At 54.6% G+C, this 22931-nt stretch carries 17 protein-coding genes; 9 read left to right on the top strand and 8 right to left on the bottom strand.

From position 1 onward, the window contains the following. Positions 1 to 18: 18 nt before the first annotated feature. The gene (locus tag KIH39_RS24665; protein WP_213496523.1) at positions 19 to 843 is read left to right on the top strand and encodes a transketolase; all 825 of its coding nucleotides are present in this window, start codon (positions 19 to 21) and stop codon (positions 841 to 843) included. Further along, complete coding sequence (locus KIH39_RS24660; protein WP_213496521.1) at positions 840 to 1772, top strand: transketolase family protein; 933 nt, start codon at positions 840 to 842, stop codon at positions 1770 to 1772. The genes KIH39_RS24665 and KIH39_RS24660 overlap by 4 nt, the downstream gene beginning before the upstream one ends. Before the next feature lie 2 nt (positions 1773 to 1774). Here the strand turns inward: KIH39_RS24660 and KIH39_RS24655 are convergent, their stop codons facing one another. The 5 genes from KIH39_RS24655 to KIH39_RS24635 form a co-directional block, all read right to left on the bottom strand. After that, complete coding sequence (locus tag KIH39_RS24655; protein WP_213496519.1) at positions 1775 to 3625, bottom strand: beta-propeller fold lactonase family protein; 1851 nt, start codon at positions 3623 to 3625, stop codon at positions 1775 to 1777. Positions 3626 to 3693: 68 nt separating this feature from the next. Beyond that, positions 3694 to 6660 carry a PVC-type heme-binding CxxCH protein gene (locus KIH39_RS24650; protein ID WP_213496517.1) on the bottom strand — a complete coding sequence of 989 codons (2967 nt, stop codon included), beginning with the start codon at positions 6658 to 6660 and terminating at the stop codon, positions 3694 to 3696. A 642-nt stretch (positions 6661 to 7302) separates the two neighbouring features. Continuing rightward, positions 7303 to 8706, bottom strand: a complete 1404-nt coding sequence (gene lpdA / locus KIH39_RS24645; protein ID WP_213496515.1) for a dihydrolipoyl dehydrogenase — start codon at positions 8704 to 8706, stop codon at positions 7303 to 7305. An 88-nt stretch (positions 8707 to 8794) separates the two neighbouring features. Then, positions 8795 to 10030, bottom strand: coding sequence for a 2-oxoglutarate dehydrogenase complex dihydrolipoyllysine-residue succinyltransferase (gene odhB / locus KIH39_RS24640; RefSeq protein ID WP_213496513.1), 1236 nt, complete (start codon positions 10028 to 10030; stop codon positions 8795 to 8797). Between the two features lie 55 nt (positions 10031 to 10085). Further along, positions 10086 to 12860, bottom strand: coding sequence for a 2-oxoglutarate dehydrogenase E1 component (locus KIH39_RS24635; protein WP_213496511.1), 2775 nt, complete (start codon positions 12858 to 12860; stop codon positions 10086 to 10088). Positions 12861 to 13036: 176 nt separating this feature from the next. On the opposite strand from KIH39_RS24635, the gene KIH39_RS24630 reads away from it, so the two are divergent. Continuing rightward, a complete protein-coding gene (locus KIH39_RS24630) occupies positions 13037 to 14074 on the top strand; it encodes a lysylphosphatidylglycerol synthase transmembrane domain-containing protein (RefSeq protein ID WP_213496509.1) in 1038 nt (345 codons plus the stop codon). On the opposite strand, the gene KIH39_RS24625 is transcribed toward KIH39_RS24630, so the two are convergent. Next, positions 14058 to 14303, bottom strand: a complete 246-nt coding sequence (locus KIH39_RS24625) for a hypothetical protein (protein WP_213496507.1) — start codon at positions 14301 to 14303, stop codon at positions 14058 to 14060. The two genes, KIH39_RS24630 and KIH39_RS24625, sit on opposite strands and share 17 nt — an antisense overlap. Before the next feature lie 107 nt (positions 14304 to 14410). Here KIH39_RS24625 and dcuC point away from each other — a divergent pair, with 107 nt between their 5' ends. After that, positions 14411 to 15787, top strand: coding sequence for a C4-dicarboxylate transporter DcuC (gene dcuC / locus KIH39_RS24620; protein ID WP_246539424.1), 1377 nt, complete (start codon positions 14411 to 14413; stop codon positions 15785 to 15787). Positions 15788 to 15796: 9 nt separating this feature from the next. Here dcuC and KIH39_RS24615 read toward each other — a convergent pair whose 3' ends face one another. Beyond that, complete coding sequence (locus tag KIH39_RS24615; protein ID WP_213496506.1) at positions 15797 to 16192, bottom strand: ArsR/SmtB family transcription factor; 396 nt, start codon at positions 16190 to 16192, stop codon at positions 15797 to 15799. A gap of 308 nt (positions 16193 to 16500) precedes the next feature. Between KIH39_RS24615 and glgC the strand changes: the two genes are divergently transcribed. The 5 genes from glgC to KIH39_RS24590 all read left to right on the top strand — a co-directional run bounded on the left by glgC (position 16501) and on the right by KIH39_RS24590 (position 22429). Continuing rightward, the gene (gene glgC / locus KIH39_RS24610; protein WP_213496504.1) at positions 16501 to 17745 is read left to right on the top strand and encodes a glucose-1-phosphate adenylyltransferase; all 1245 of its coding nucleotides are present in this window, start codon (positions 16501 to 16503) and stop codon (positions 17743 to 17745) included. 276 nt (positions 17746 to 18021) lie between these two features. Then, complete coding sequence (locus tag KIH39_RS24605) at positions 18022 to 18381, top strand: SHOCT domain-containing protein (RefSeq protein WP_213496502.1); 360 nt, start codon at positions 18022 to 18024, stop codon at positions 18379 to 18381. 42 nt (positions 18382 to 18423) lie between these two features. Next, a complete protein-coding gene (gene clpX / locus KIH39_RS24600; RefSeq protein WP_213496500.1) occupies positions 18424 to 19710 on the top strand; it encodes an ATP-dependent Clp protease ATP-binding subunit ClpX in 1287 nt (428 codons plus the stop codon). Between the two features lie 79 nt (positions 19711 to 19789). Beyond that, a complete protein-coding gene (locus KIH39_RS24595; protein ID WP_213496498.1) occupies positions 19790 to 20974 on the top strand; it encodes a ribonuclease D in 1185 nt (394 codons plus the stop codon). A 39-nt stretch (positions 20975 to 21013) separates the two neighbouring features. Then, positions 21014 to 22429: a BRcat domain-containing protein gene (locus KIH39_RS24590; protein WP_213496496.1), complete on the top strand. Its 1416-nt coding sequence runs from the start codon at positions 21014 to 21016 to the stop codon at positions 22427 to 22429. Between the two features lie 3 nt (positions 22430 to 22432). Here KIH39_RS24590 and KIH39_RS24585 read toward each other — a convergent pair whose 3' ends face one another. Continuing rightward, positions 22433 to 22618, bottom strand: a complete 186-nt coding sequence (locus KIH39_RS24585; RefSeq protein ID WP_213496494.1) for a hypothetical protein — start codon at positions 22616 to 22618, stop codon at positions 22433 to 22435. Between the last annotated feature and the right edge of the window lie 313 nt (positions 22619 to 22931).

Genomic DNA, 22931 nt, shown 5'->3' with positions numbered 1-22931 from the left:
CAGCGAAAGGAGTTCGCCTTGGAATTCGATCTCAAAGCAAGCGAAGATCTGGCCGCCCGAATCCGCAGCCAGACGCTGCGTATGGTCCATCGCGCCAAGGCCTCCCATATCGGTTCGTGCTTCTCCATGACCGATTTGCTGGCCGTGCTCTACGGGGGCCTCTTGCGAGTCAGCCCCGATCTACCGGGCTCGATGGATCGCGATCGGTTTCTCCTGAGCAAAGGGCATGGGGCCGCGGCCGTGTATGCAACTCTCGCGGAAAACGGCTTCTTTCCGAAATCCTGGCTGGACACCTACGGTCAGGACGGCAGCGTCCTCTCGGGACATATCTCGCACTACGACGTTCCCGGGATCGATTTCTCCACCGGTTCTTTGGGGCATGGACTCTCGATTGCCTGCGGGCTGGCACTGGCCGCTAAACGCAAAAAGCACGATTACCGCACTTTTTGCCTGCTATCCGACGGCGAATGCGATGAAGGATCCATCTGGGAAGCGATTCTCTTCGCCCCGCAATTCAAGCTGGATAACCTCACCGCCATCGTGGATTACAACAAAATTCAAAGCTTCGGCCGGGTGAAAGAGATCCTGAATCTGGAGCCCTTCGCCGACAAGTGGCGGGCCTTCGGCTGGGAAGTGCGCGAAATCGATGGCCATGATCACCAGTTGATCCACCAGACTTTGACTTCGATTCCCTTTGTCGCCAATAAACCGAGCGTGGTGATTGCTCACACGATCAAGGGGAAAGGTGTTTCTTTCATGGAAGACCGGCTGGAATGGCATTATAAATCCCCCAACGATCAGCAGCTGGAAACCGCATTGCGAGAACTTCGGAGGGCCGCATGAGAACTGCCTTCATCGATACTCTGCTTAACATTGCCGAGCAGGACGAGCGAGTCTGGCTACTGACCGCCGATCTGGGCTTCTCCGTGCTGGAGAAGTTCATCGAACGCTTTCCGGATCGCTATGTCAATGTGGGTGTGGCCGAGCAGAACATGATCGGCATCGCCGCTGGACTGGCGAGCACGGGTATCAAGCCTTACCTTTATTCGATTGCCAATTTTCCGACCTTGCGCTGCCTGGAACAGATTCGCAATGACATCTGCTACCACGAACTGGATGTGAAGATCGTCTCGGTCGGCGGTGGCCTCGCTTATGGCTCGCAGGGCTACACGCATCACGGCGTCGAGGAACTCGGTATTTTGCGAATGCTGCCTGGTATGACCGTGGTGGCCCCGGGCGATCCCGTCGAAACCCGACTGGCCACTCAGGAATTGAACAAACATAGCGGTCCCGGATACCTCCGGCTAGGCAAAGCCAATGAACCGGTACTTCACGAGAACGAACCAGGCTTCCGTCTCGGTCAGGCAAATGTGTTGCGTACCGGTCGCGATGGCTGCTTGATCTCCACCGGGGCCATGCTCGGCGAGTGTTTACGCGTCAGCGATCAGGTCCGTCAGGAGAATGGGTTGGAGATCCGCGTCGTCTCCATGCATACGATTAAGCCGCTCGATGAGACGATGCTTTTAAAGTGCGTTCGGGAATTGCCCTGGGTGATGACCGTGGAAGAGCACTCGATTACGGGCGGCCTCGGCGCGGCCTGCTCGGAAGTGCTGGCGGAGGCTGGAAATTTCCGAGCCCGCTTCCAGCGCTTCGGCCTGCCCGACCGGGTGAATCACACCTTCGGCTCCCAGCAATTTCTCCGCAATCTGCTGATGGGAGATCTGCTCGAGGAAGTTCAACTGCTCTGTCGGGCTCGACGATTGGCCGCTTGAGATCACTTCTGCTTTTCGAAGTACGGCACGGTATTCGGCGTTTCCTGGGGCGGCTTCTCGTAGGGAAGCGCCTTCAGAAACTCGACCAGATCCTCTTTCTGAAGCTGTGAAAGATGGCTAGTCTTTCCATGTTGATCCTTGGGGTTAAAAGTCGTCAGCACATCCATAAGGGTCTTGGCTTTGCCGTGATGCAGATACGGAGCGGAGCGATAGATCCCCAACAAGGTGGGTGTGTCGTAGCCGGGCCCTAACTTCTCCAGCGGATCGTCTTTACTCGTTCCCACATCGTGAAGTTTAAAAGGTTTGACCAGTGAACTGTCGGTGTAATAGGGGCCGCTGTGGCAGCTGGCGCAGTTCACATCCTTATTAAAGAAAAGTTCTTTGCCTCGTAGAGCCGCCGGGCTCAATTTTCCTTCCGCTGCATAGGGAGAAAGATTGAAATGGAACGAGTTGGTATAAACTGCTAGGGCATCGAGGTCTTTCGATTTGCCGCTCATCTTCGTTTCCAGCTCCGGTTTCAGCGCGGCGGTATGTTCGCTGGTTAAGCCGCGACCCCGCATCAATTTTCCTTGAATCGTATATTCGAAATCCTGAACTTCATCGCGGTCCGCCGACCAGTGCAATGGATGCGTATGGGCCAGACCGAACAACGGCGGCGTTTTTCGCAGGCCATCCGGGTTCTGCCAGACTCGATGATCGGAATGGCCATCCGGATGGCAGGAAGAGCACGCTACCCAGCGTGCCCCGCTCATCGGCGGACTGGCAGTGTGGAATAAAAATTTGCCGCGAACCCATTCGGGGCTATGGGCCGGTTTGCAGACTTCAATTTCAGCCAGTTTCTTATTGCCCTCCACCGCCAGAACGCTGACTGTGAAATCGAGCGTGTTATAGACGTAAACCTCTTTGCCATCGGGCGAGACTCGCACCGCTCGAGGGTTTTTCCCGAGCTTGATCACCCGGCCAATGCGGTCTAGCTCTTCGTAGTCGTCGTCGAGAATTTTGGAAACGTTCATTTCCTCCGATCCGGCGTAGAGCGTATAGATCTTAGAGCCGTCCGGGGTGATGGCCGCTTCCCAGGAATTGGCCACGACGTAGACGCCGTTGTAGGTATCCATGGCCAGCGATTTGCGGCGGGAATCTTCCTCATTTTTTTTCGGTCGTAAATCGGCGATGGTCAGTTGTGGGAAGATCGAGCCCCGGGCGTCGAAGGTGTCGACCCGGGAGCGCAGGTGCGACAGATAGGCTTTGCCTCGCTTCGGGTGCAACTCCACATGCCGGCAAAGGTTCTCCGTACTTTGCCCCAGCCAGCGGTCGATCACTTTACCTTCTTTGAGATCAACGCAGGTGAGTTCCGCCGAGTAGAAATTGGTGATGTAAACTTTCTGTTCGTCCGACGACAGTGCGATGCCGCGCGACCATTCACCGACCGAGATAACCCGCGAAACTTTTCGCTCGGCGACGTTGATCACGCTCAGCTTACCGGGGTAATCGTGAGTGACATACGCGGTCAGGCCATCCTTGCTGACAACCACTCCATAGGGTTCGAACTCGGTTTTCAGTTTGGTGACTTCCGATTTCTGGGTATCGACGAAGGCGATCGCCGATTCGCCGTTTAGAGTGACGACTACGAGCGGAGTATTGGCGACCCAGGCGGCCCCTTCCGGGTGACTGCCGACTTTCAACTCGGGGGCGGCTTTTCGCGTTTTCAGATCGACAACCGTAATTGAATCGTTATCGGTATTGGCCACTACCAAGCGGGAGCCATCTGCACGAACATCCATAAGGCTATTCGAGGAACCGGCGAAAAGGGACGTGGGCAAAGCCAGCAAAGTCATTAGAAGGAAAAAACGCATCAAAGTTCCTCGCAGTGAACTCATAGGAACGGAGCGAATGCAAAAACTCGCTACGTCTTTCAACGCACCTAATCTTTTTTCTGTTTCAGCAGATAACCCATCAGGTGCCGGAATTCGGACTCGGAAACCTGCTCTGCTATATTAGCCGGCATCGGGGAAAGGTTGGAGACTTTTCGCTCCTCAATGTTATCCTTGCCCACCGCGGTTTCCTTCCCTGTCTGATCGGCGATCACGACGGATTGACCTTCTTCGCGAACCACCAGACCGGAGAGAGTTTTCCCATCCTTCAAAAATAGCGTGGTCATCCGAAACGCCGCATCGACGTTACGATTCGGATCAAGCACGTCTTCCAGAAGCCGATCCAGACCTCGGTTGCCGATCCCATCGAGGTTCGGCCCGACCTTGGCACCGACACCCGCAATCTGATGGCAAATACCGCAGTGTTTGGTGAACAGAGATTTACCTATTTCAAAATTCGCTTCACCCAGTCCCTGCGATTTCTTGCGCTGATTGATCGTCATCTGAATCTTTTGATCGACGCTCGGCAGACCGGCCGTGAGCTTGGCGATGCGTTCCTTGTAGCTGCCCAGTTTATCCTGAATCGCCTTATCGAGTAATAGCCGGGGCGAAGCAGAACCTTTCTCGATGGTGGTGAACAGAATCTCCGCACCCGGCTTCGAACCGGCCAGCGACTGAGCGATGGCCCCGTCCAATCGACTCGGAGCGGTGCGGATAGCATCTCCCAGGGCAGTCAGAGAATCGGGCGTGGGAATCTGACCCAGCTGCTGGGCAATTTTTTCGCGCGCCGGGATGCTCCAGTTCGAATCCCTCAGTGCGAGGATGAGATACGGTAGAGCTCGAACCGAATTTAAGCGGCCCAGAGTGGATAACCCCGCGAGCCGTGCGGGTTCGGAAGCCTTGGCATTCTCGACGAGATTCGAAATATTTTCGAACTGGTTGTTCAGCTTCAGAGTGGCTGCCAGATCCAAAGCCGCCAGTTGTTCTTTTTCGCCAGGCAGTTTCAAATAGTTGGTCACCAATTTATCGGTGGAACTGATCCACTCCCCATCGATCGCCCGGCCCCGTTGCTGATAACCCTTGAAAACCCCCTGTAGACTGGCGAGCTTCATTTCTGTCGTCATACTATTCTGACCGGTGATCAGGTCATGAAGTTTGTGCAGGGTATCGACGGTTCCATATCGGGCGATGTGCGTGCAGGCATCGATCAGGTGATTATCGTTTGAGAGAATGGAAACCGGCATCGACACCAGATAGGCCGCGGCTTTCTCCGTGGGGGCCCCCAGGCAGACATCCACCATAATCTTCGCATCGCGATTTTCGGAGAGAACGGGTACTCCCTGTTTCTCCCAGGCGTGAGGCTGCAACAAGGCTTCCCGCAGTGCAATGCGGGCGGCGTGCTTCATGTGCGAATCGGTCGAAGGGGTATTTCCTATCAGGCCGCGCAAGGTCAGAATTAAATCCGTATCGGGATGTACCGTCAGATTTTCCAGTATGGCACGCTTGCTGAACGCCTCACTCCCTTCCAAGATGCTCGGTATCGTCGTGGTATATTTCTTCAGATCGCAATTTCGCAAGAAACGGGCGCGGTATTCGGGGGAATCGGCCGAATTCAGCGACAGTTCGATATCGGTCAGTCCCGATTTCTTCCAGCTATTTACAATTTCATAAGATGTTGCAGGCCGTTTGCCGGGCGCGGAGTTCCAGGCCAGAGTTTGCTTGGAGGCGAGGGCGGGGTTATCGCGTCCGCGTTGAATTACTTGAAACGCTGCCAATTGCCGTCGGACAATATTCGAGGAATCCAGTTCCTTGATCAACTGCTCAAAACTTAGCTGGGTGAGATCGGTTTTATCCATCAGGGGTTTCGCCGTGGGAACGATCCTCCAAATCCGGCCGCGCTCGCGATCCCGGCCCGGGTGATCGAGCGCGACTTCGTAATGGCCAATGATGCGGTTGTAAAAATCGGAGACGTACAAGGCTCCGTCGAGCCCGAGCTTGATGTCCGCGGGCCGAAACCATTGATCGTCGGTCATCATGAATTCCTGCTGTTCGACGGCCTCCGGACTGGAACCGGACCATTTCAACGCATCGCGGTGAACGCGATTGGTGACGACGTTCCCCAGGAAAATGCTGTTCTGATATTCCGGCGGGAAGGTGTCGGTCTGCAACCAGGTTAGTCCGCAGAGTGCGGTGGAACCGTGATCGTGGCGAATCATATCGGGTCCATAACCCAGGCCATCGTGCGGCTTGCCGAAACTGCTGTAAACTGCATTGTGAATCAATTGCGTAATCGGCCGGCTGTGACAATCGGCATTATAAAGCTGGCCGTAGGGGTCCATGGTCATGCCAAAGGGGTTGACCTGCCCGCGCGTCCAGATTTCCAAATGTGTACCGTCGGGCCGAAAGCGAAAAGTACTGCCGCTATTCATCGTCAGTACCTGGCCATCGGTACCTTTCACCGAGGAATCGTTGCTGAAGCCGTGACAGGCATGCACCCAGCCGTCGAGGGTTTGCACGAAGGAGTTGACCATTCCATGCGTGTCGCGGAAGCCAAACGGCCCATAAAGGTGCTCCTTTTTGTCGGCCTTGCCGGTACCCTGGGTATCGGTCAACTTCCAGACATAGGGAATGCTGTAGACGATGCAGGATTTGCAGTCGGGTAAGGGCAATATGCCAATGGGAATATTCAGATCTTCCGCGAAAGTCGTAACTTTCTGAGCTTTGCCGTGAGCGTCGAAATCTTCGAGGATGTAAATCTTGTCCTTTCCGGCCCGCTCCTTCGCTGCGAAAGGATATTCATTGGACGAGGTGACCCAGAGCCGGCCCTTGGCATCGAAGGCCATTTGCATGGGCTTGCCAATTGTCGGTTCGGAAGCGACCAACTGCACTTCGAAACCGGGTGGAACCTTGAATTTTTTTTGCGCCTGTTCGGGCAAAAGTGGGGCCGCGGGAGCGATATGTTCCTGCTGAGCGTATACCGGGAATGTCGTCGCAAAGAGTAAGATTAAACAACGCATGGGAGAGTAATCCTAACCGGTTAAAACGGGGAGATGTTGCCGCGGGGATAGACAAATCTTTTTCGGAGATTGGCAGTATACCAATGAGGAAGAACAATCGCACTTCAAATTTTCGGTTTATGACTTGTATCCTGCTCTCTGTGTTCTTGGCGTGCTCCGCGGTTGCGCTCTTTGAAAAAATTTATTAACCGCAGGAGTGCGCAGAGAAATACAGGGCTAGGAATGGCCTATTCCGCTTTTTACTCAACCCGTTGAAAATGCACTGCATTTTCAACTCAACCTGAAACTTGCACCCAGTACCCTCGTCTCTCAGTGTTCTCAGTGGTAAAAATTGATTTCCTCATACAGCCAAAGGACACGCACCGAAACGGAGTCAGTCCCCTTCGCTAGGACTTCTACTCTTCTCTCTCTGCGTTCTCGGCGTGCTCTGCGGTTCGCATCTTTCCAAACCCACTCAACGATTCAACCCGATCCACAGAACAACCTCAGTGTTCTCGGTGTGCTCCGCGGTGAAAATTGCTTTCATCGTTCAGCCAAAGGACAGGCACCGAAACGGAGCCAGTCCCCTTCGCTAGGTCTTCTACTCTTCTACTCTTCTCTCTCTGCGTTCTCTGCGGTTCAAATTTTTCCAACAGAACTCGCTTAACTGTGCAACGCCAAGCCACTGTAGGCCATCCGTGCGGCCTCGCCCATCGCCTCGGAAAGCGTCGGATGCGAATGCACGATCCGCGCGATGTCCTCCGCGCTGCCTTTGAATTCCATCGTCGTCACCGCTTCGGCAATCATGTCCGAAGCCCGCGGCCCAAAGATATGCACGGCCAGTAGCCGATCCGTTTGAGCATCGGTAATCACCTTCACGACCCCTTCGGCTTCATCCATCGCCTTGGCTCGGCCATTGGCGGCAAAGGGAAATTTCCCAACTTTATACTGCCGACCCGATTCCTTGATCTGTTCTTCGGTCGGACCGACGGAGGCGACTTCCGGCCAAATATAAATGACACTGGGAATACAATCGTAATTGACATGCCCGGCCTTCCCGGCCATCAATTCCGCGACCGCCACACCCTCTTCCTGAGCTTTGTGCGCCAGCATGGGACCAGCGATCAGATCGCCGATGGCATAGATACCCGCGACATTAGTTTCGTAATGATCGTTGACTGGCACTTTATTCGACTTCGGATCGTATTGAACGCCGACCTCGGCCAGCCCCAAACCTTCGATATTCGGCCGGCGACCGACGCAAACCAGAACCTTGTCCCCTTCGAAACTCAGTGGCCCTTCTTTGCCTTCGGCCGAAACAGTGACCTTGCCGTTGGCCACCTTGGCGCCGGTCACTTTCGTCTCCAGGTGGAATTGCATCCCCTGTTTGGCCAGCGACTTGTGAGCCATCGTCGCGATTTCGGTATCAGTCAGCGGCAGGATGCGTGGCAGAAATTCCAGTACAGTCACCTTGGAACCCAACCGCAGCCAGACCGAACCCATTTCAAGGCCGATATAGCCGCCGCCGACAACTATCAGGTGTTCGGGAACCTTGTCGAGACAGAGGGCCTCGGTCGAGGAGATAATGTTCTGTCCATCGAATGGCAGACTCGGTACCTGACTGACTTCGCTGCCAGTCGCCAGCAGAATCTTGCTGCCAATGATCGTGCGTTTGGTCCCGTCCGGATGAGAGATCTCCACCTTGCTGCTACCGAGTAATTTGGCCGAGCCCTGAAAGCCGGTGACCTTGTTTTTCTTGAACAGATAAGCCACGCCGTCGGTCAGCCCTTTGACGACATGATCTTTCCGCTTCATCATCGCGGCCAGATCGAGAGTGACGTTGCTTACGCCGATGCCATGCTTGGCGAGTTTGTGCTGCGTGACCTCGTAGAGTTCGCTGGAATCGAGAAGAGCCTTGGAAGGAATGCAGCCGACATTCAGGCAGGTTCCACCGTAGGTTTTGCGTTTCTCGATGCAGGCCACTCGCATACCCAATTGAGCTGCCCGGATGGCCGCCACGTATCCTCCCGGCCCGGCCCCGATGACGATCAGATCAAAAGTTTCCATGTGTTTCTCTTATTCCGATTCTAAAACGTGCGTTCCGCCCGGAGAGGGGGACGTGCCGCAATACATCAAACGGCACGCCTCGGAAGGGTTAGATTTCGAGCATTAATCGTTCTGGATTTTCCAGGCATTCTTTGATGCGAACCAGGAATTGCACCGCTTCGCGACCATCAATGATGCGATGGTCATAGCTCAGGGCAATGTACATCATCGGGCGAACTACGATCTGATCGTTCACCACGACCGCCCGCTTCTGGATGCTGTGCATGCCGAGAATGGCCGACTGCGGCGGATTGAGTATCGGCGTCGACAGCATCGAACCGAAGATCCCACCATTGGTGATGGTGAAGGTTCCCCCCTGAAGATCATCGACGGAGATTTTTCCGTCGCGGGCTTTCACGGCCACTTCCACAATCTTCTTTTCGATGCCCGCAAAACTGAGCTTATCCGCATCGCGCAGGATCGGAACCATCAGCCCCCGTTCGGTACTGACAGCCACACCGATATCGTAAAAGTTCTGGTAGACGATTTCGTTGCCATCGATTCGGGCATTGACCAGCGGAAAAGCCTTCAGCGCTTCGATGGAGGCTTTCACGAAGAACGACATGAAGCCCAGATTGATGTTGTGCCGTTCCTTATATTTGTCTTTGTATTTGTTGCGGATTTCGCTGATGGCGGTCATATCCGCTTCGTTAAAGGTGGTGAGCGTCGCGGTGGACTGCTGCGATTCCACCAGCCTTTGAGCAATGCGAGTGCGAATCGTCGACATCTTCTGTCGCATCTCACGGGGTTTGCCATCGCCGGTGGTTTGAGCAACAGCCGTCGTTGTCCTCGGAGGGATAACCGTTGTGGGAGGTTGCTTTGCGGGAGGTGTCGCCGGAACCGGAGCGGCCGGTTTATTGGCCGCAGCCACCACATCTTCCTTGATTATTCGACCATCGCGGCCAGTGCCAGTCACGGTCTTGGGGTCAACGCCAGTTTCGGCGGCCACGCGGGCCGCGGCGGGAGAAAGAGGCGTATCCTTGGCCGGAACCAGTTTCGGCGCGGGAGGCACTTGAGCGGTGACCGTGGGCGGCAAAATGTTGACGGTTGGTTTGTCATCAATGGTGGCGACGACCGAACCCACAGCCACGATCTCGCCTTCCGGAACCAGCACATTCAAAATGCCGGACGCCGGGGCGGGAACCTCCGCGGTCGCCTTGTCGGTTTCCAGTTCCATCACCGATTCATCTTTTTTAACGGCGGATCCGCTTGGCTTGATCCAACGTGCAATGCGGCCTTCGGTGACCGATTCACCGACGGAAGGGACCTTCACTTCAATCGCCATATTCATTCCCGTCTGGTCCAGGAAATTTCATCCGAAATCTCCCGAGCCGATTCATTTAGTGAGTCTGTTTTTCGCGCGGGTAGTTCGCACCATGGATGCCATTAGTCGTATAACCGGCGACCGCCGACGCATCGGCAAATGCCGCCTCGACCAGTTCCTTCTGCTCTTTCACGTGTACTTTGTGCGAACCGGTGGCCGGGCTGGCACTCGCGTGTCGACCGATGTATCGCAAATTAATTCCCAGTTCTTCGCGGAAGCGGGCGTCGACGAAGGTCCAGCCACCCATGTTCTTCGATTCTTCCTGCACCCAGAAGAAATCTCGAGCATTCGAATAGCGGGACAAAATCTGCTTCGCCTGACCGGCGGCAAAGGGATAGAACTGCTCCAGCCGAATGATGGCCACCTCGCGGGCCTTCTTCTCATTCCGCTTCTCCAGCAATTCGTAATAAAGTTTACCACTGCACCAGAGCACTCGCTTAATCTCGGCAGGATTGATATTCGAATCGTCGAGAATTTCGTGGAAGCGATTATGCGTAAACTCGGCCACGGGTGAGACTGCGTCCTTATGCCTCAGCAGGCTCTTGGGCGTCATGATCACCAGCGGTTTGCGGAAAGTTCGCTTCATCTGCCGACGCAGGACATGGAAGTACTGGGCCGGAGTGCTCAGGTTGCAGACTTGAATGTTATCGTCGGCACAGGATTGCAGGAATCGCTCCAGCCGGGCGGAACTGTGCTCAGGCCCCTGCCCTTCGTAACCGTGCGGCAGCAACATCACCAAACCGGAGGAACGCTGCCATTTCGATTCGCTGGGGACGATGAACTGATCGATGATCGCCTGGGCCCCATTGGCGAAGTCGCCGAATTGCGCTTCCCAGAGCACCAGCACGCTCGGGTCATCCAGGGAGTATCCGAATTCAAATCCGAGAACGGCGGCCTCGCTCAGCAAGCTATCGAAAACCGCGAACGTCACTTTGCCGTTATTCAATTTTCGTAGCGGAACGTAGCGCTCGCCCGAGTTGACATCGGTGAAAGTCGCATGCCGTTGGCTGAAGGTGCCGCGCCGACTGTCCTGCCCACTGAGCCGAACCGCATTGCCCTCTTTGACCAGGCTGCCGAAAGCCAGAGCTTCCCCGAAGGCCCAGTCGATGCCGCGATCCTTGGCGAAATCTTCCGAGCGTTTCTGCAATAGCGATGTGATTTTCGGATTGATCGTGAAATTGGGCGGCACCGTCGTGATGATTTCGGTGATTTCCTGCAATACTTCCCGGCTGACGGCGGTAGGCGCCGGTTCGAAAACGAACTTCGAGTTCATCCCCTGCCAGGAACCACTAAAAGATTTCATGCCGCGCGGCCGGGGCGGTGATTTTTTGACGATCTCCTGCTCAGTATCCAGTTTTGTCTGGAATTCGCGCTTGATCGCATCGGCCTCCTCGGGCTTCATTTCGCCCCGGGTCACCAACTGCTCGGTATAAATTGCCGAGACGCTCGGCCGATCCTTGATCTTGCGATACATGATCGGCTGGGTGAAGGAAGGCTCATCGCCTTCGTTGTGGCCATGCTTGCGGTAGCAGTAGAGATCGATAATCACATCGCGGTGGAATTTCTGCCGGAATTCCAGAGCTAATTCCGTGACGAACACACAGGCCTCGGGATCTTCCGCATTGACGTGGAAGATGGGAGCCTGAATCATCTTGGCCACATCGGTGCAGTACGTTGTCGAACGGGCATCCTTCGGCGAGGTCGTAAAACCAATCTGATTGTTGATGACGACGTGAACCGTTCCGCCGGTGGTGTACCCTTCCAAGTTTGACAGATTCAGGGTCTCGGCGACAATTCCCTGACCGGCAAAGGCCGCATCGCCATGGATCAAGAGTGGTAGACCGGCGATGCGTTCTTTGTCCGCAAATAGCCACTGCTTGGCACGAACCCGGCCTTCCACCACCGGATTGACCGCTTCCAGATGGCTGGGGTTGGGCGTCAACGACAAGTGTATCTGCTGTCCCTGGCTGGTGGTGTAGTCGTAGGAGAAGCCCAAATGGTACTTCACATCGCCATCGCCGTCGATGCTGTCGAGCAGGAAGTTATCTTCGAATTCGTTGAAGATATCCTGATACGGTTTGTGAAGAATATTGGCCAGGACGTTCAGCCGGCCGCGGTGAGCCATGCCGAGGACGATTTCCTTCACACCGAGGCTGGGGGCTTTTTCCACCAGCGCGTCGAGCACGGGAATCAGCGTTTCGGAACCTTCGAGGGAAAATCGCTTCTGGCCCTGGTAGCGGGTATGCAGAAAGCGTTCGAACAGCTCCGCGTAATGCAGCGTCATCAGCACGCGGTACTTCTGCCTCAGAGGCAGCGCCGGCCGCGATCGGCAAAGTTCGACCTTGTCGCGCACCCAGCTGCGAGGCTCGGTATCCTGGATGTGAAGGTACTCAATGCCAATTTTGCCGCAGTAAGTTTCTTTGAGCGCGGCCAGAAGTTCTGCCAGAGTGGCCTGCCGCATACCGGCGAAGGCACTGGCATCATAGGTTTTATTGAGATCGTCCGGAGTGAAACCGAATTCGGAAATTGCCAGATTGGGGTATTCGGAAGGGGGATCAGAGAGCGGATCGAGATGGGCCATCAAATGTCCCATATTTCGATAGTTGTATATCAGACGCACAATATCGGTTTGGCCTGTTTCTCCCGACGCCGGAGTGGAACCAGCTCCGGCCAGCTCGAAACCTTCAAAAAAGGCCTGCCAATGGCTGTCCACGGAGGAGTTATCGCGCTTCCAATGAGCGTATTGTTCTTCGATCAATTCGAGATTCTGACGCGTGGCAAAAGACGACATGCAATTCCTCCGCAGTGATCCTCTACTAAAACTTTAGGCAGGCAGCCAAATAACCGCAACCGATCCGGAAAGAATTGCGCTGGACAGGTTCATCAATTCTTAGGAAAATGCCTAACATTCGGGGATACCCAGAAACTCAAGGACCAGCTTTGAAATCGTCTTTGCTCAGAAATTTGTTGAAAGTTGCCTTGGGGCTCGCCCTGCTCGGCTACGTTCTCTGGACGAATTGGAATCCTAAAATTGGTGCCGACGGGCAGGAAATTCCCGGCCTGCGGAACATTTTTAATAATCCCATCAACATTCAAGCGCTGGTACTCGTCTTCATATTGTCCATTAGCAGCTTATTATTAACTTTAATTCGTTGGTACTATTTGGTTCGGGCGATTGATATTCCTTTCAAACTTTACGATGCGCTGCGATTAGGACTGGTCGGCTACACCTTCAACACGATTCTCCCCAGTTCGGTCGGTGGCGATGTCATTAAAGGCTTTGCAATCTACCATCAGCATCCCAATCGCCGGGCGGCCGCGATATCGACGATTCTCGTCGATCGGATTGTCGGGCTGTGGGCCATGTTCTGGATTGTGGCGATTGTCGGCGGCTACTTCTGGATCGTCGGCGATCCCATCGTGGCCGATAATCCCTCTCTGCAAAGACTACTGCAGATTCCTTTCGGGCTGATTTTAACGTCCATCGTCGTCTGGTTCCTGCTCGGGTTGATTAGCGATTCGCGGGCAGAATCCCTTCGTAAACTTCTGCTCAGAATTCCGAAACTCGGCAAGAGTCTGGGCGAGGTTTGGTTCGCGATCCGGATGTACCGCAAAAAACCCAAGGCAATTTTTGTCGCCCTATTGATGTGCTTCGTCAGTTGCAGCGGCTGGGTGCTGGCCTATCACTGTGCGGCTCTCACCTTCAAAGTCACTCCCAATACGGAGGATGTAGGCACGGTCGGGGAGCACCTTCTGATTTGTCCGACGGGTATGGCTCTGGAAGCATTCGTTCCGACTCCCGGCGGTGTCGGAGGGGGCGAGGCGGTTTTTGGTGAGCTTTACAAGCTGATCAAGAAGCCAGTCATCATTGGCGTGGTGATGCGGTTTACGGTGCGAGTGACCAACTATGCCGTCGGGATACTCGGTTATTTCGTCTATCTGCGGATGCGGAAGACCGATGTCCTGCCACCCGATAACACTGCGGCGGTCACGGGCTCATTTTAAGCGGGTCCGGCAATTCGAAGTCGGTCGCCGGTTTTTCCCTTTTCTGCGAAGTCAGAGAATATTCCGTAGCAGTACTCGATGAACCGCGGGGAGAAACCCCACCGCCGGAGATATTCGTCGACTCAGGTGCCGGAGTTTTCCCATTCGGTATCTTCGGAAAAATCATAAATGCCGTGGCAACGACCACTCCCAGGCCGATCACCATCCCGAATTTCGAATCATTTCCCATAGCTGCAATCTCCCCGTCGCAACTATTTCCGCACAATTCCGGAAACTTGGGCCCTTTCTCCCCGGTTGGCAAAATTCGGTTTGCCTTTGGGCCGCAATCACGCCAGAATGCGTGCCGCTGATTTTCTCGGCTCATTCCCCGGCGTCCGAAAAGGCCATCTAGTCGGTATGATTCTCGTTTCCTGCTTATTGATCGTGCTGACAATCACCCTGGTGTTACGGGGAGTGGATGTTCGCCTGGGCCTGATGGGGTGCGCTTTAGCCATCGGTGCGCTGGCCGGGGGTGTCGAAAAGATCATTCAGGAATTCTTCATTACGTTGTGCGCCGAAAAATTCGTCGTGCCCATCTGCTGCGCCATGGGATTTGCCTATGTGCTGAAGCATACCGAATGCGACCAGCATCTTGTACGACTTCTGACGAATCCGCTTCGTAGGATCCGATTTTTTCTGATTCCGGGTGTTATCCTGGTCGGTTTCACGGTGAACATTCCCGTGATCAGCCAGACGAGCACAGCGGTTTGCATTGGCACGGTGGTGGTGCCCATTATGAAAGCGGCCGGGTTCTCGGCTTTAACCATCGGCTCGACTTTATTGCTCGGGGCCTCGATTGGAGGCGAACTTTTTAACCCGGGAGCACCCGAGTTAAATACAGTGGCCATTGCTTTGAATGTCGACTCCAAAACGGTTATGCGTAGCATTCTGCCGTTGATTCTGCCGCATTTGTTAGTGGCTTCGCTGGTTTTCTGGCTGTTGAGAACTCGCGAAGAAAAACGGATCGTCCGAGACAAAGAGGCCGAACCGCAACCCAGTTCGCAGCTTCCCGTGAATTACTTCCAAGCGATTGTTCCGCTTCTGCCGCTCGCATTTTTGATTGTGACCGGTCCGCCTCTGTCGTGGATTCAGATTCCCAAGCAATGGTTGACCGATGCCAAGTCGGTCCAGCTCTTCGATGCCCGTCTGATCGGCACGGCCATGCTCCTGGGCTGCATCGTCGCGACGGCGTCGAATCCGGGTAAGTTTCCGGGAATTGCCAAATCCTTCTTTCAGGGGGTGGGCTATGCGTTCGCTGAAATTGTTTCGCTGATCGTGGTCGCTCAATGCTTCGGCAAGTCACTGAGCTTGATCGGCATTGCTGATCGCATTGAAGGTTTCATCAAGGATCACGAATCGACCTTATTGCCGCTCGCGACCATCATCCCCGGGGCTTTTGCTTACGTCAGCGGTTCCGGGATGGCCGCTACTTCGAGCCTGTACAAGATCTTCGTTCAGCCATCGATTAATTTGGGGCACGATCCAATGGATGTGGGTGCGCTCGTTTCGATTGCTTCAGCGGCCGGGCGAACCATGTCGCCGTTCGCCGCGGTGGCTTTGATGAGCGCCCAGTTGACGGGCACCAATCCCTTCTCTTTAGTGAGACGCGTCGCCGGGCCATTGATCATCGGATTGATTGTCGCCGTCGTCTTGAGAAGTCTGCACTGGATCTGAGAGCCGATATTATTTGGCTTTGAAATTCAATTCCATTTCGCCGAAGACCAACTTGCGCTGCGAGGATCGGGCATTCGGATAGAACTTGCCCACGATCTCCAGAACCATGTCGGAATCGATTTTGTAATGGTTGTATTTGCCATCCCGGCGGTACGCCACCAGTTCGGCATTGCGCAGCTGGGTCAGGTGATGGCTGACGGCCGGTTGCGACTGACCGAGGGCTTCGCAAAGCTGGGTGACGTGCAATTCCCCCTCTTTGGCCAGCATCAACAGAATCTGCAGGCGCGATTTGTCCGAGAGGCTTTTGAAGATAGTCAAAAGACTATCGATGGTTTTCTCGTCCACTCCGGCAATTTTGGCGGCGGTAGTGACTTTTCGATTCTTTGTGGGTGTGTTTCTGCTCATGACATTCTCCGGGCCATCCCCGCGACAGACCGCGTAAACCGATAATCCATAAACGCATGAACATATGGCAATGCGTAGGACAACGAAATATATGAAGAGAGTACTTTACCGCATGAGTAAAGATCGTCCAAACAAAATCACCGATTACCGGAAGTGAAAATCAGGATTCGCCAACCCGCCGCGGCAAGAATGGCAACTTATCTTCAATTGCCTGCAAAATTCAGCGCAAGTCCAACTTGCGAAAGTCCCCAGGCCCTGAGATAATACGAACACCCGATTGAGGGGAACGCCATTCCGCGGAGGCTCGGATGAGGGGCACTCTGACTGTTATTCTAGCGGGCGGCAAAGGAACTCGACTGGAACCTTTGACTCGCGACCGCGCTAAACCGGCTGTTCCCTTTGGGGGACAATACCGGATCATTGATTTCACCCTGTCTAACTGCCTGAACAGTGGGCTACGCCGCATTCTGCTGTTGACCCAGTACAAAGCTCAGAGTCTGGATCGCCACATCCGCCGGGGCTGGAACTTTCTTTCCGCCGAGTTGGGTGAATCGATCGAAGTGCTGCCGCCGCAACAGAGAATTGACGAAAACTGGTATCAGGGCACGGCCGATGCCATCTATCAGAATATTTACAGTATCGAAAAAGAGGACAAGGATCTCGTTCTGATCCTGGGCGGCGATCACATCTACAAGATGGATTATGCCGACATGGTCGAATCCCACCGGGAACGACGAGCGGATTTAACCATCGGTTGCATACCGATCCCGCTTTCGGAAAGTCGGCACTTCGGCATTCTGAAAATGGATTCCGACAATCGCATCGTCGGATTCGAAGAAAAGCCGAAGGAAACCGCGTCGATGCCCGGCGATCCGGGCCGTTGCCTGGGTTCGATGGGAATTTATATCTTTTCCACCCGGTTGCTTCTGGAACTGTTGTGTGAGGATGCGAATCAGCCGGGCAGTTCGCACGATTTCGGCAAAGACATTATTCCCCGGATGATACCCACCCACGGCGTGTTTGCCTTCCCTTTTCGGGATCGCAACTTGAAATCGGAAGCCTACTGGCGGGACGTCGGCACCCTCGATGCCTACTACCAGTCGAATATGGATCTGGTCGAGGTCGACCCGGTTCTGAATCTCTACGACGCTTCCTGGCCGATTCGAACTTTTAACCCGCAGTATCCGCCGCCGAAGTTCGTTTTCTCCGAAGAAGGGGCCAGCGGGCAGGTCCGTCGGGGGGAGGCCCACGATAGCATGATCTGCTCGGGCTGCATTCTATCGGGCGGGCACGTCCGGCGGAGCATTCTCTCGCCGAACGTTCGGGTGAACAGCTATTCCCTGGTGGAAAATTCGATTCTCTTCGAAGGGGTGGAGGTTGGCCGGCACTGCCGGGTTCGAAACGCGATTATTGACAAAGGAGTCCGGCTACCGACCGGGACGGTGCTGGGGTACGATCTGGAACTGGAGCAGCGGCGCGGACTGACCATCAGCGAGGGGGGTATTGTCATCGTTGCCAAAGGGACTTCTCCTGAGCGGTTTCAGCTCGGTTGAGCGACAAGTCCGGATAGGGAGCGAAACCCGGTGTTTTCTTGTAAAAATGACAAGTGTTCAGGCTTCCCGAAACGCCTAAGAATCCGGTCGTCGCAAAAGGTCCGAGGGCGCCTGTTGTGGCGCCTCGGGACTAGAACTTGAATGAATCTATGAATAAGTTTTTCCTACAGGAATTTCCCCTAGCGGTATAATTGGTCGTGGACGGACGACCGGTGAGATCCGCCTTCTACAGAGAGACGGTATAACTTCTCCGGTCAGTAGAAAACAGGTGCTGCAATGAGTTCGTCCCTCTGGGTAATCTGGGCAGATGAGGTGGTTGTGGAAAAGAAGAAACTGGACTTACTGAGTCCGGAGATTCTTTCCGCAAGCTCCCTGATAGTGGTGGCCTTAATTGTGGGTGCCATCATCATCGCCATCCTTCAACGCTGGAAGCGCAAGCAACTGGCCGATGAGGATACCGATCTGGACAGCGTTACCTCTTACCGAGCCATGTTGGCATCGGGCGAACTCAGCAGGGAAGAATACGACCGTATTCTTAAACGAGTCGGGCAGCGAGCTTTGGGGAAAACTCCCCCCGAGCCGGCCCCGCAGCAGGCGCCTCCGAAGGATTCGGACCCCCCACAACCGAACCAATAACTCAAGGGCTCAGGCTTCTTGTAGAACCTTCCGGGGAATTTCATGGCGACGAAAGACACGGGCGACACCACCAGACGACCAACGGGCGCTCGGAGAAATCATAACGCGTACTGCTCTTTCTGCCGAAAGAGCCATCGCGACGTGGGTCCCTTAGTGGAAGGCCCCGGCGATGTCTACATCTGCGGGGAGTGCATCGAGCTCTGCTCCTCGATCATCGATCAGGAGAAGCGACGCCGGACGACGGGGAAGACCCAGACGTCCAATATCCTGGCACCCCGGACGATCAAGGAAAAGCTCGATCAATACGTAATCGGCCAGACTCGAGCCAAGAAAGTTCTTTCGGTCGCCGTTCACAATCACTACAAGCGATTGAGCCTGAACGCGTCCGATCGCAGTGGCGTCGAAATCGAGAAGAGCAATATTCTTCTGATCGGGCCGACCGGCAGCGGCAAGACGCTGCTGGCCCGCACGCTGGCGAAAATCCTGGACGTGCCCTTCGCGATCGGCGATGCCACCACGCTCACCGAAGCGGGCTACGTCGGCGAAGACGTCGAAAACCTGCTGCTGAAACTGTTGCATGCCGCCGACTTCGACATCGAAGCGGCCCAGCGTGGCATCATCTACATCGATGAAATCGACAAAATCGCCAAGACATCGCAAAATGTTTCCATCACCCGCGATGTCTCCGGCGAAGGCGTTCAGCAGGCCCTCCTGAAGATGCTCGAGGGCACCGTGAGCAACGTACCGCCGCAGGGGGGGCGTAAGCACCCCGAACAGCAGTACATCCAGATCGACACCTCGAATATCCTGTTCATCTGCGGCGGTACGTTCGTTGGACTGGAAGAACATATTTCCAAGCGCATCGGCAAGAAGACGATTGGCTTCGGCGCCCAGAACGAACACCGACACGAAGATCTCGGCTCGCTGCTCAGCCAGGTCACCAGCGACGATCTGACCGAGTTCGGAATGATCCCGGAATTCGTCGGCCGACTGCCGATGATCGCTCCGCTCGATCCGCTGAACGAAGAAGCACTCATCCGAATTCTGACCGAGCCGAAGAATGCTCTGGTCCGCCAGTATCAGAAACTTTTCGAAATCGAAGGCGCGGAAATCGTCTTCGAAGAAAAGGCTCTACGCGAAATCGCCCGCAAGGCGCGGGAACGGGACACGGGAGCTCGCGGCCTCCGGAGCATTGTGGAAGAGATCATGCTCGACATTATGTTCGAACTTCCCGATCTCGAGGTTAAAGGCCGTCACACGGTGACCGAGGATGTGGTCCGCGGTAAATTGCCGATGTTCGAGAAATTGCCCGAAAAGAAAAGTGCCTGATTCCTTTTGATTCTCCCGTGCGAGCGTCCGATCTGAGTCGGACGCTCGCCGAGTTTTCAACCGTTCATATCATTTCCGGATGAAGGCTGCACTTCCCGAAATCTTCATCGACACTCCGGAGCAGTACGACGAGTGCTGCACCCAACTGGAGAGCGAAGTCCTTATTGGCTTTGACACCGAATTCATCGGCGAGCAAAGCTACAATCCCGAACTTTGCCTCATCCAGCTTTCCACCGAGCAATCCCTCTACGTAATCGACCCCATCGCGCTGGGTGATATCAAAAAACTCTGGAGTATTCTGCTCGATCCCGAGAAAACGGTAATCGTTCACTCCGGCCGGGAAGAAGCCCGGATGGCACGAGCCGCGACGGGAAAAATGCCCCTGCACTTCTTCGATCTGCAGATCGCCCTGGGACTGATCGGCTACCACTATCCCATCAGTTATGCCGGAATGGTACGGGACACTTTGCGAATACGGCTTCATAAAAGCGAAACTTTGACGGATTGGAGCAAGCGACCGCTCAGCGACCGCCAGCTGGCCTATGCCTTCGACGACGTGAGATTTCTGATTCCGATTTACCGAAAAGTGGAACGGAAATTGAAAAAAATACATCGTCAGGAATGGTTGAAAGACGAGTGGGAAAAGTACTGTCAGAAGGCGGTGCGCGACAACAAGGAAACCGAGCGCTGGCGGAAAATCAAAGGCGTGGGCAATCTCGACCGGCGGCAACTGGCAATTGCCCGCGAAGTGTACGAGTGGCGGGAGAGCCGGGCCGAGAGCTTGAATCGACCCAGCCGGTTTTTATTGCGCGACGATTTGATCCTGGAGATTGCCCGACGAACGCCGCGCTCTCCCAAAGATCTCGAAACCCTGCGCGGCATCTCTTCCCGGGATACCGAACAGCTCTATCAGGCCTATCTCCGGGGTATGGAAATCCCCGAAGACAAGCTGCCGAAGGTCACGCCTCGCGAACCCGACCTCGACGAGTACACCTGGGTCGTGCAGATTTTCTCGGCGGTTATGGCCAGCATCTGCAAGCAGAATTCGCTGCATCCTGCCCTGGTTGCGACGCAGTCCGATCTGAAGTGGCTGGTGAAGTCGTTCAAATCCAAAAAAACGACGGGCGACAGCATTCTGCTGAAGGGCTGGCGGCGCGATCTGTTCTACCAGACGTTCCAGGATCTCTGGGATGGTCGGCAAGCCATGCGACTTAAGAGAGAAAAACGCGGATTCTCCATAGAATGCACTAAGGTCGGGGATTGAGACCAGCTCCGATTTTTTACACCAGTGCAGTGATCTTGCATGAGTACCACATTTCCTTGTCCAAAACCCGGCTGTACCTACCTCTTTGACACCCGGCAACTACCCCCGGCCGCGATGGTTACCTGCCCATTGTGCAAGACGCGGTTTCCTTACCGAGCCGGGCAGGTACTCGCTCAAAACACAGCCCCACCGGCCGGGCAGGTACTCGCTCAAAACACAGCTCCACCGGAACCGGTGACCAGCGAGCCCATCGCAACCATAAATTATCGTCCGCACCAAGCCAGCAATAACGTGCCCAAGATGATCCTGATTTTCGTCGGGATCTTCGCCGCCCTGCTGGTGACGCTATTGACCATTTACAAGATGGTGAATCGCAATCCCCTGGACGCCACGACTCAGGTGACCGGGTTGAGAAAAGACGACACTTACAACTTCAGCTTCAATAATCCCGGCAAGGACTGGCAGACCGATAGCGACGTCCGCGCTCAGATGGACATCAACATTTTCTCGCTGAAACACTCCGGCCCCGACGGTTGGGTGACCCTGGCGGCCAAAGATTTTAAAGACCATAATCCTCGACCGGCGGAAGAAGAATATGAGATGACCTACCGTCTGAAGAAATTTTTCAAGAACGTGGAATTCGAACAGAAAACCGACTCCAGGAAGACTCTCGGAGGCCGGACGGCGCGATATTACGTCTATACCGGGGATGTTGGCGGCGTACAAATGACCGGCGATTGTTATCTGATGTCCTACAAGGGGATCACGTATGCAATGTTTGCCTGGGCCGCTTCGGATACGGTGAAAGAATTGCTGGAACCCTTTGCCGATATTCGCGAGCGCTTCGGGTTACTGGATCGCCGCGAGAGTTGGTCGGAAAAGAAATCGTCGACAAAAACTTTCGCACTGAAAGAGGGCGCTTACTCGATAACCGATTTCGATGGAGTCTGGATCGGAAGGACGACCGATCAAAGCGATTTCACCGGGAACACTCGCGATACCTTCATTGATCCCCCGAAAGATATCGATCCTCGGGCTACGATTGCCCTGCGCGGCAAGTTCCCGATCAAAAATCCGAAATCGCAGGGAATTGATTTCGTACCGGTGGCCGATGCTCTCGTTCTGGAACTGGATAAGGCGGGCGAGCCGCAGCAGATGGCGAAGAAGTATCTGGAAGAGCGCTTAGCCAAAGAGGATGCCGCGGCGGAAAGCAAAACGACTCTGGAAGAAGCAAAAGATGCTCCTGCCGAGGGACAAACCGCGGCAGGAGATACGAAGGTCACCCGGTATTACAGCAAAGATTCGCAGGCCGCCAGTTCGAACAAGCTGTTCGTGGTTTCGGCGCTGTCGATTCCCGGCAAAGTTGTGGTGGTAGTCGCGGAGTGCAACCCGCGCGACGCCAAGTATATGGAACCTTACATGCTGAAACTCGCCGGCAGTCTGACGGCAAAATAAGAATCAGCAGCCAATCCCTTCGCCTTTACGGAAGGGGTTGGCCGGTGGATCGGCCTTCTCCGAAGTCGGCTTGGGCCCTTCCTCGACCTTCGGTTCTTCCTTCTTGGCCTCGGTCTTCTTGCCGAAAATGGCTTCGTAACCTTCCGCGAAGTCCTTCGTCTCAGATAATCCCACACGCAACAAACTCATTTTTGTGAACTCCTGAGAGGGTGAAAAAGGATGTACCCCTATTTTAGATTATCCGTGGCAGCGAATACAAGTGGTTCCCCCCCGAACGGATGCCTGGCAGTGACTGGGTGAATCATCCATCAAATCAAGTGTGGTTGAGCATTCTTTCCAGTTCGACAATCTGTACTGTACGACCGAAGAATTTCCAATCCGCCCTACATAGACCCTGAGATATCCGCGTTAGACCACAAAGAGATAAGCAATTTGATCTTAACTAATTTATTGTTACAAGTAGATATTCCTGATAGTCTTACGTCCAATTTTTTGCCTTCCC

The organism is Telmatocola sphagniphila (genome assembly GCF_018398935.1).
Lineage (GTDB): Bacteria > Planctomycetota > Planctomycetia > Gemmatales > Gemmataceae > Telmatocola > Telmatocola sphagniphila.
Note: the sequence above shows the minus strand (reverse complement) of the source record. Positions and strands in the feature narration are given on the sequence as shown.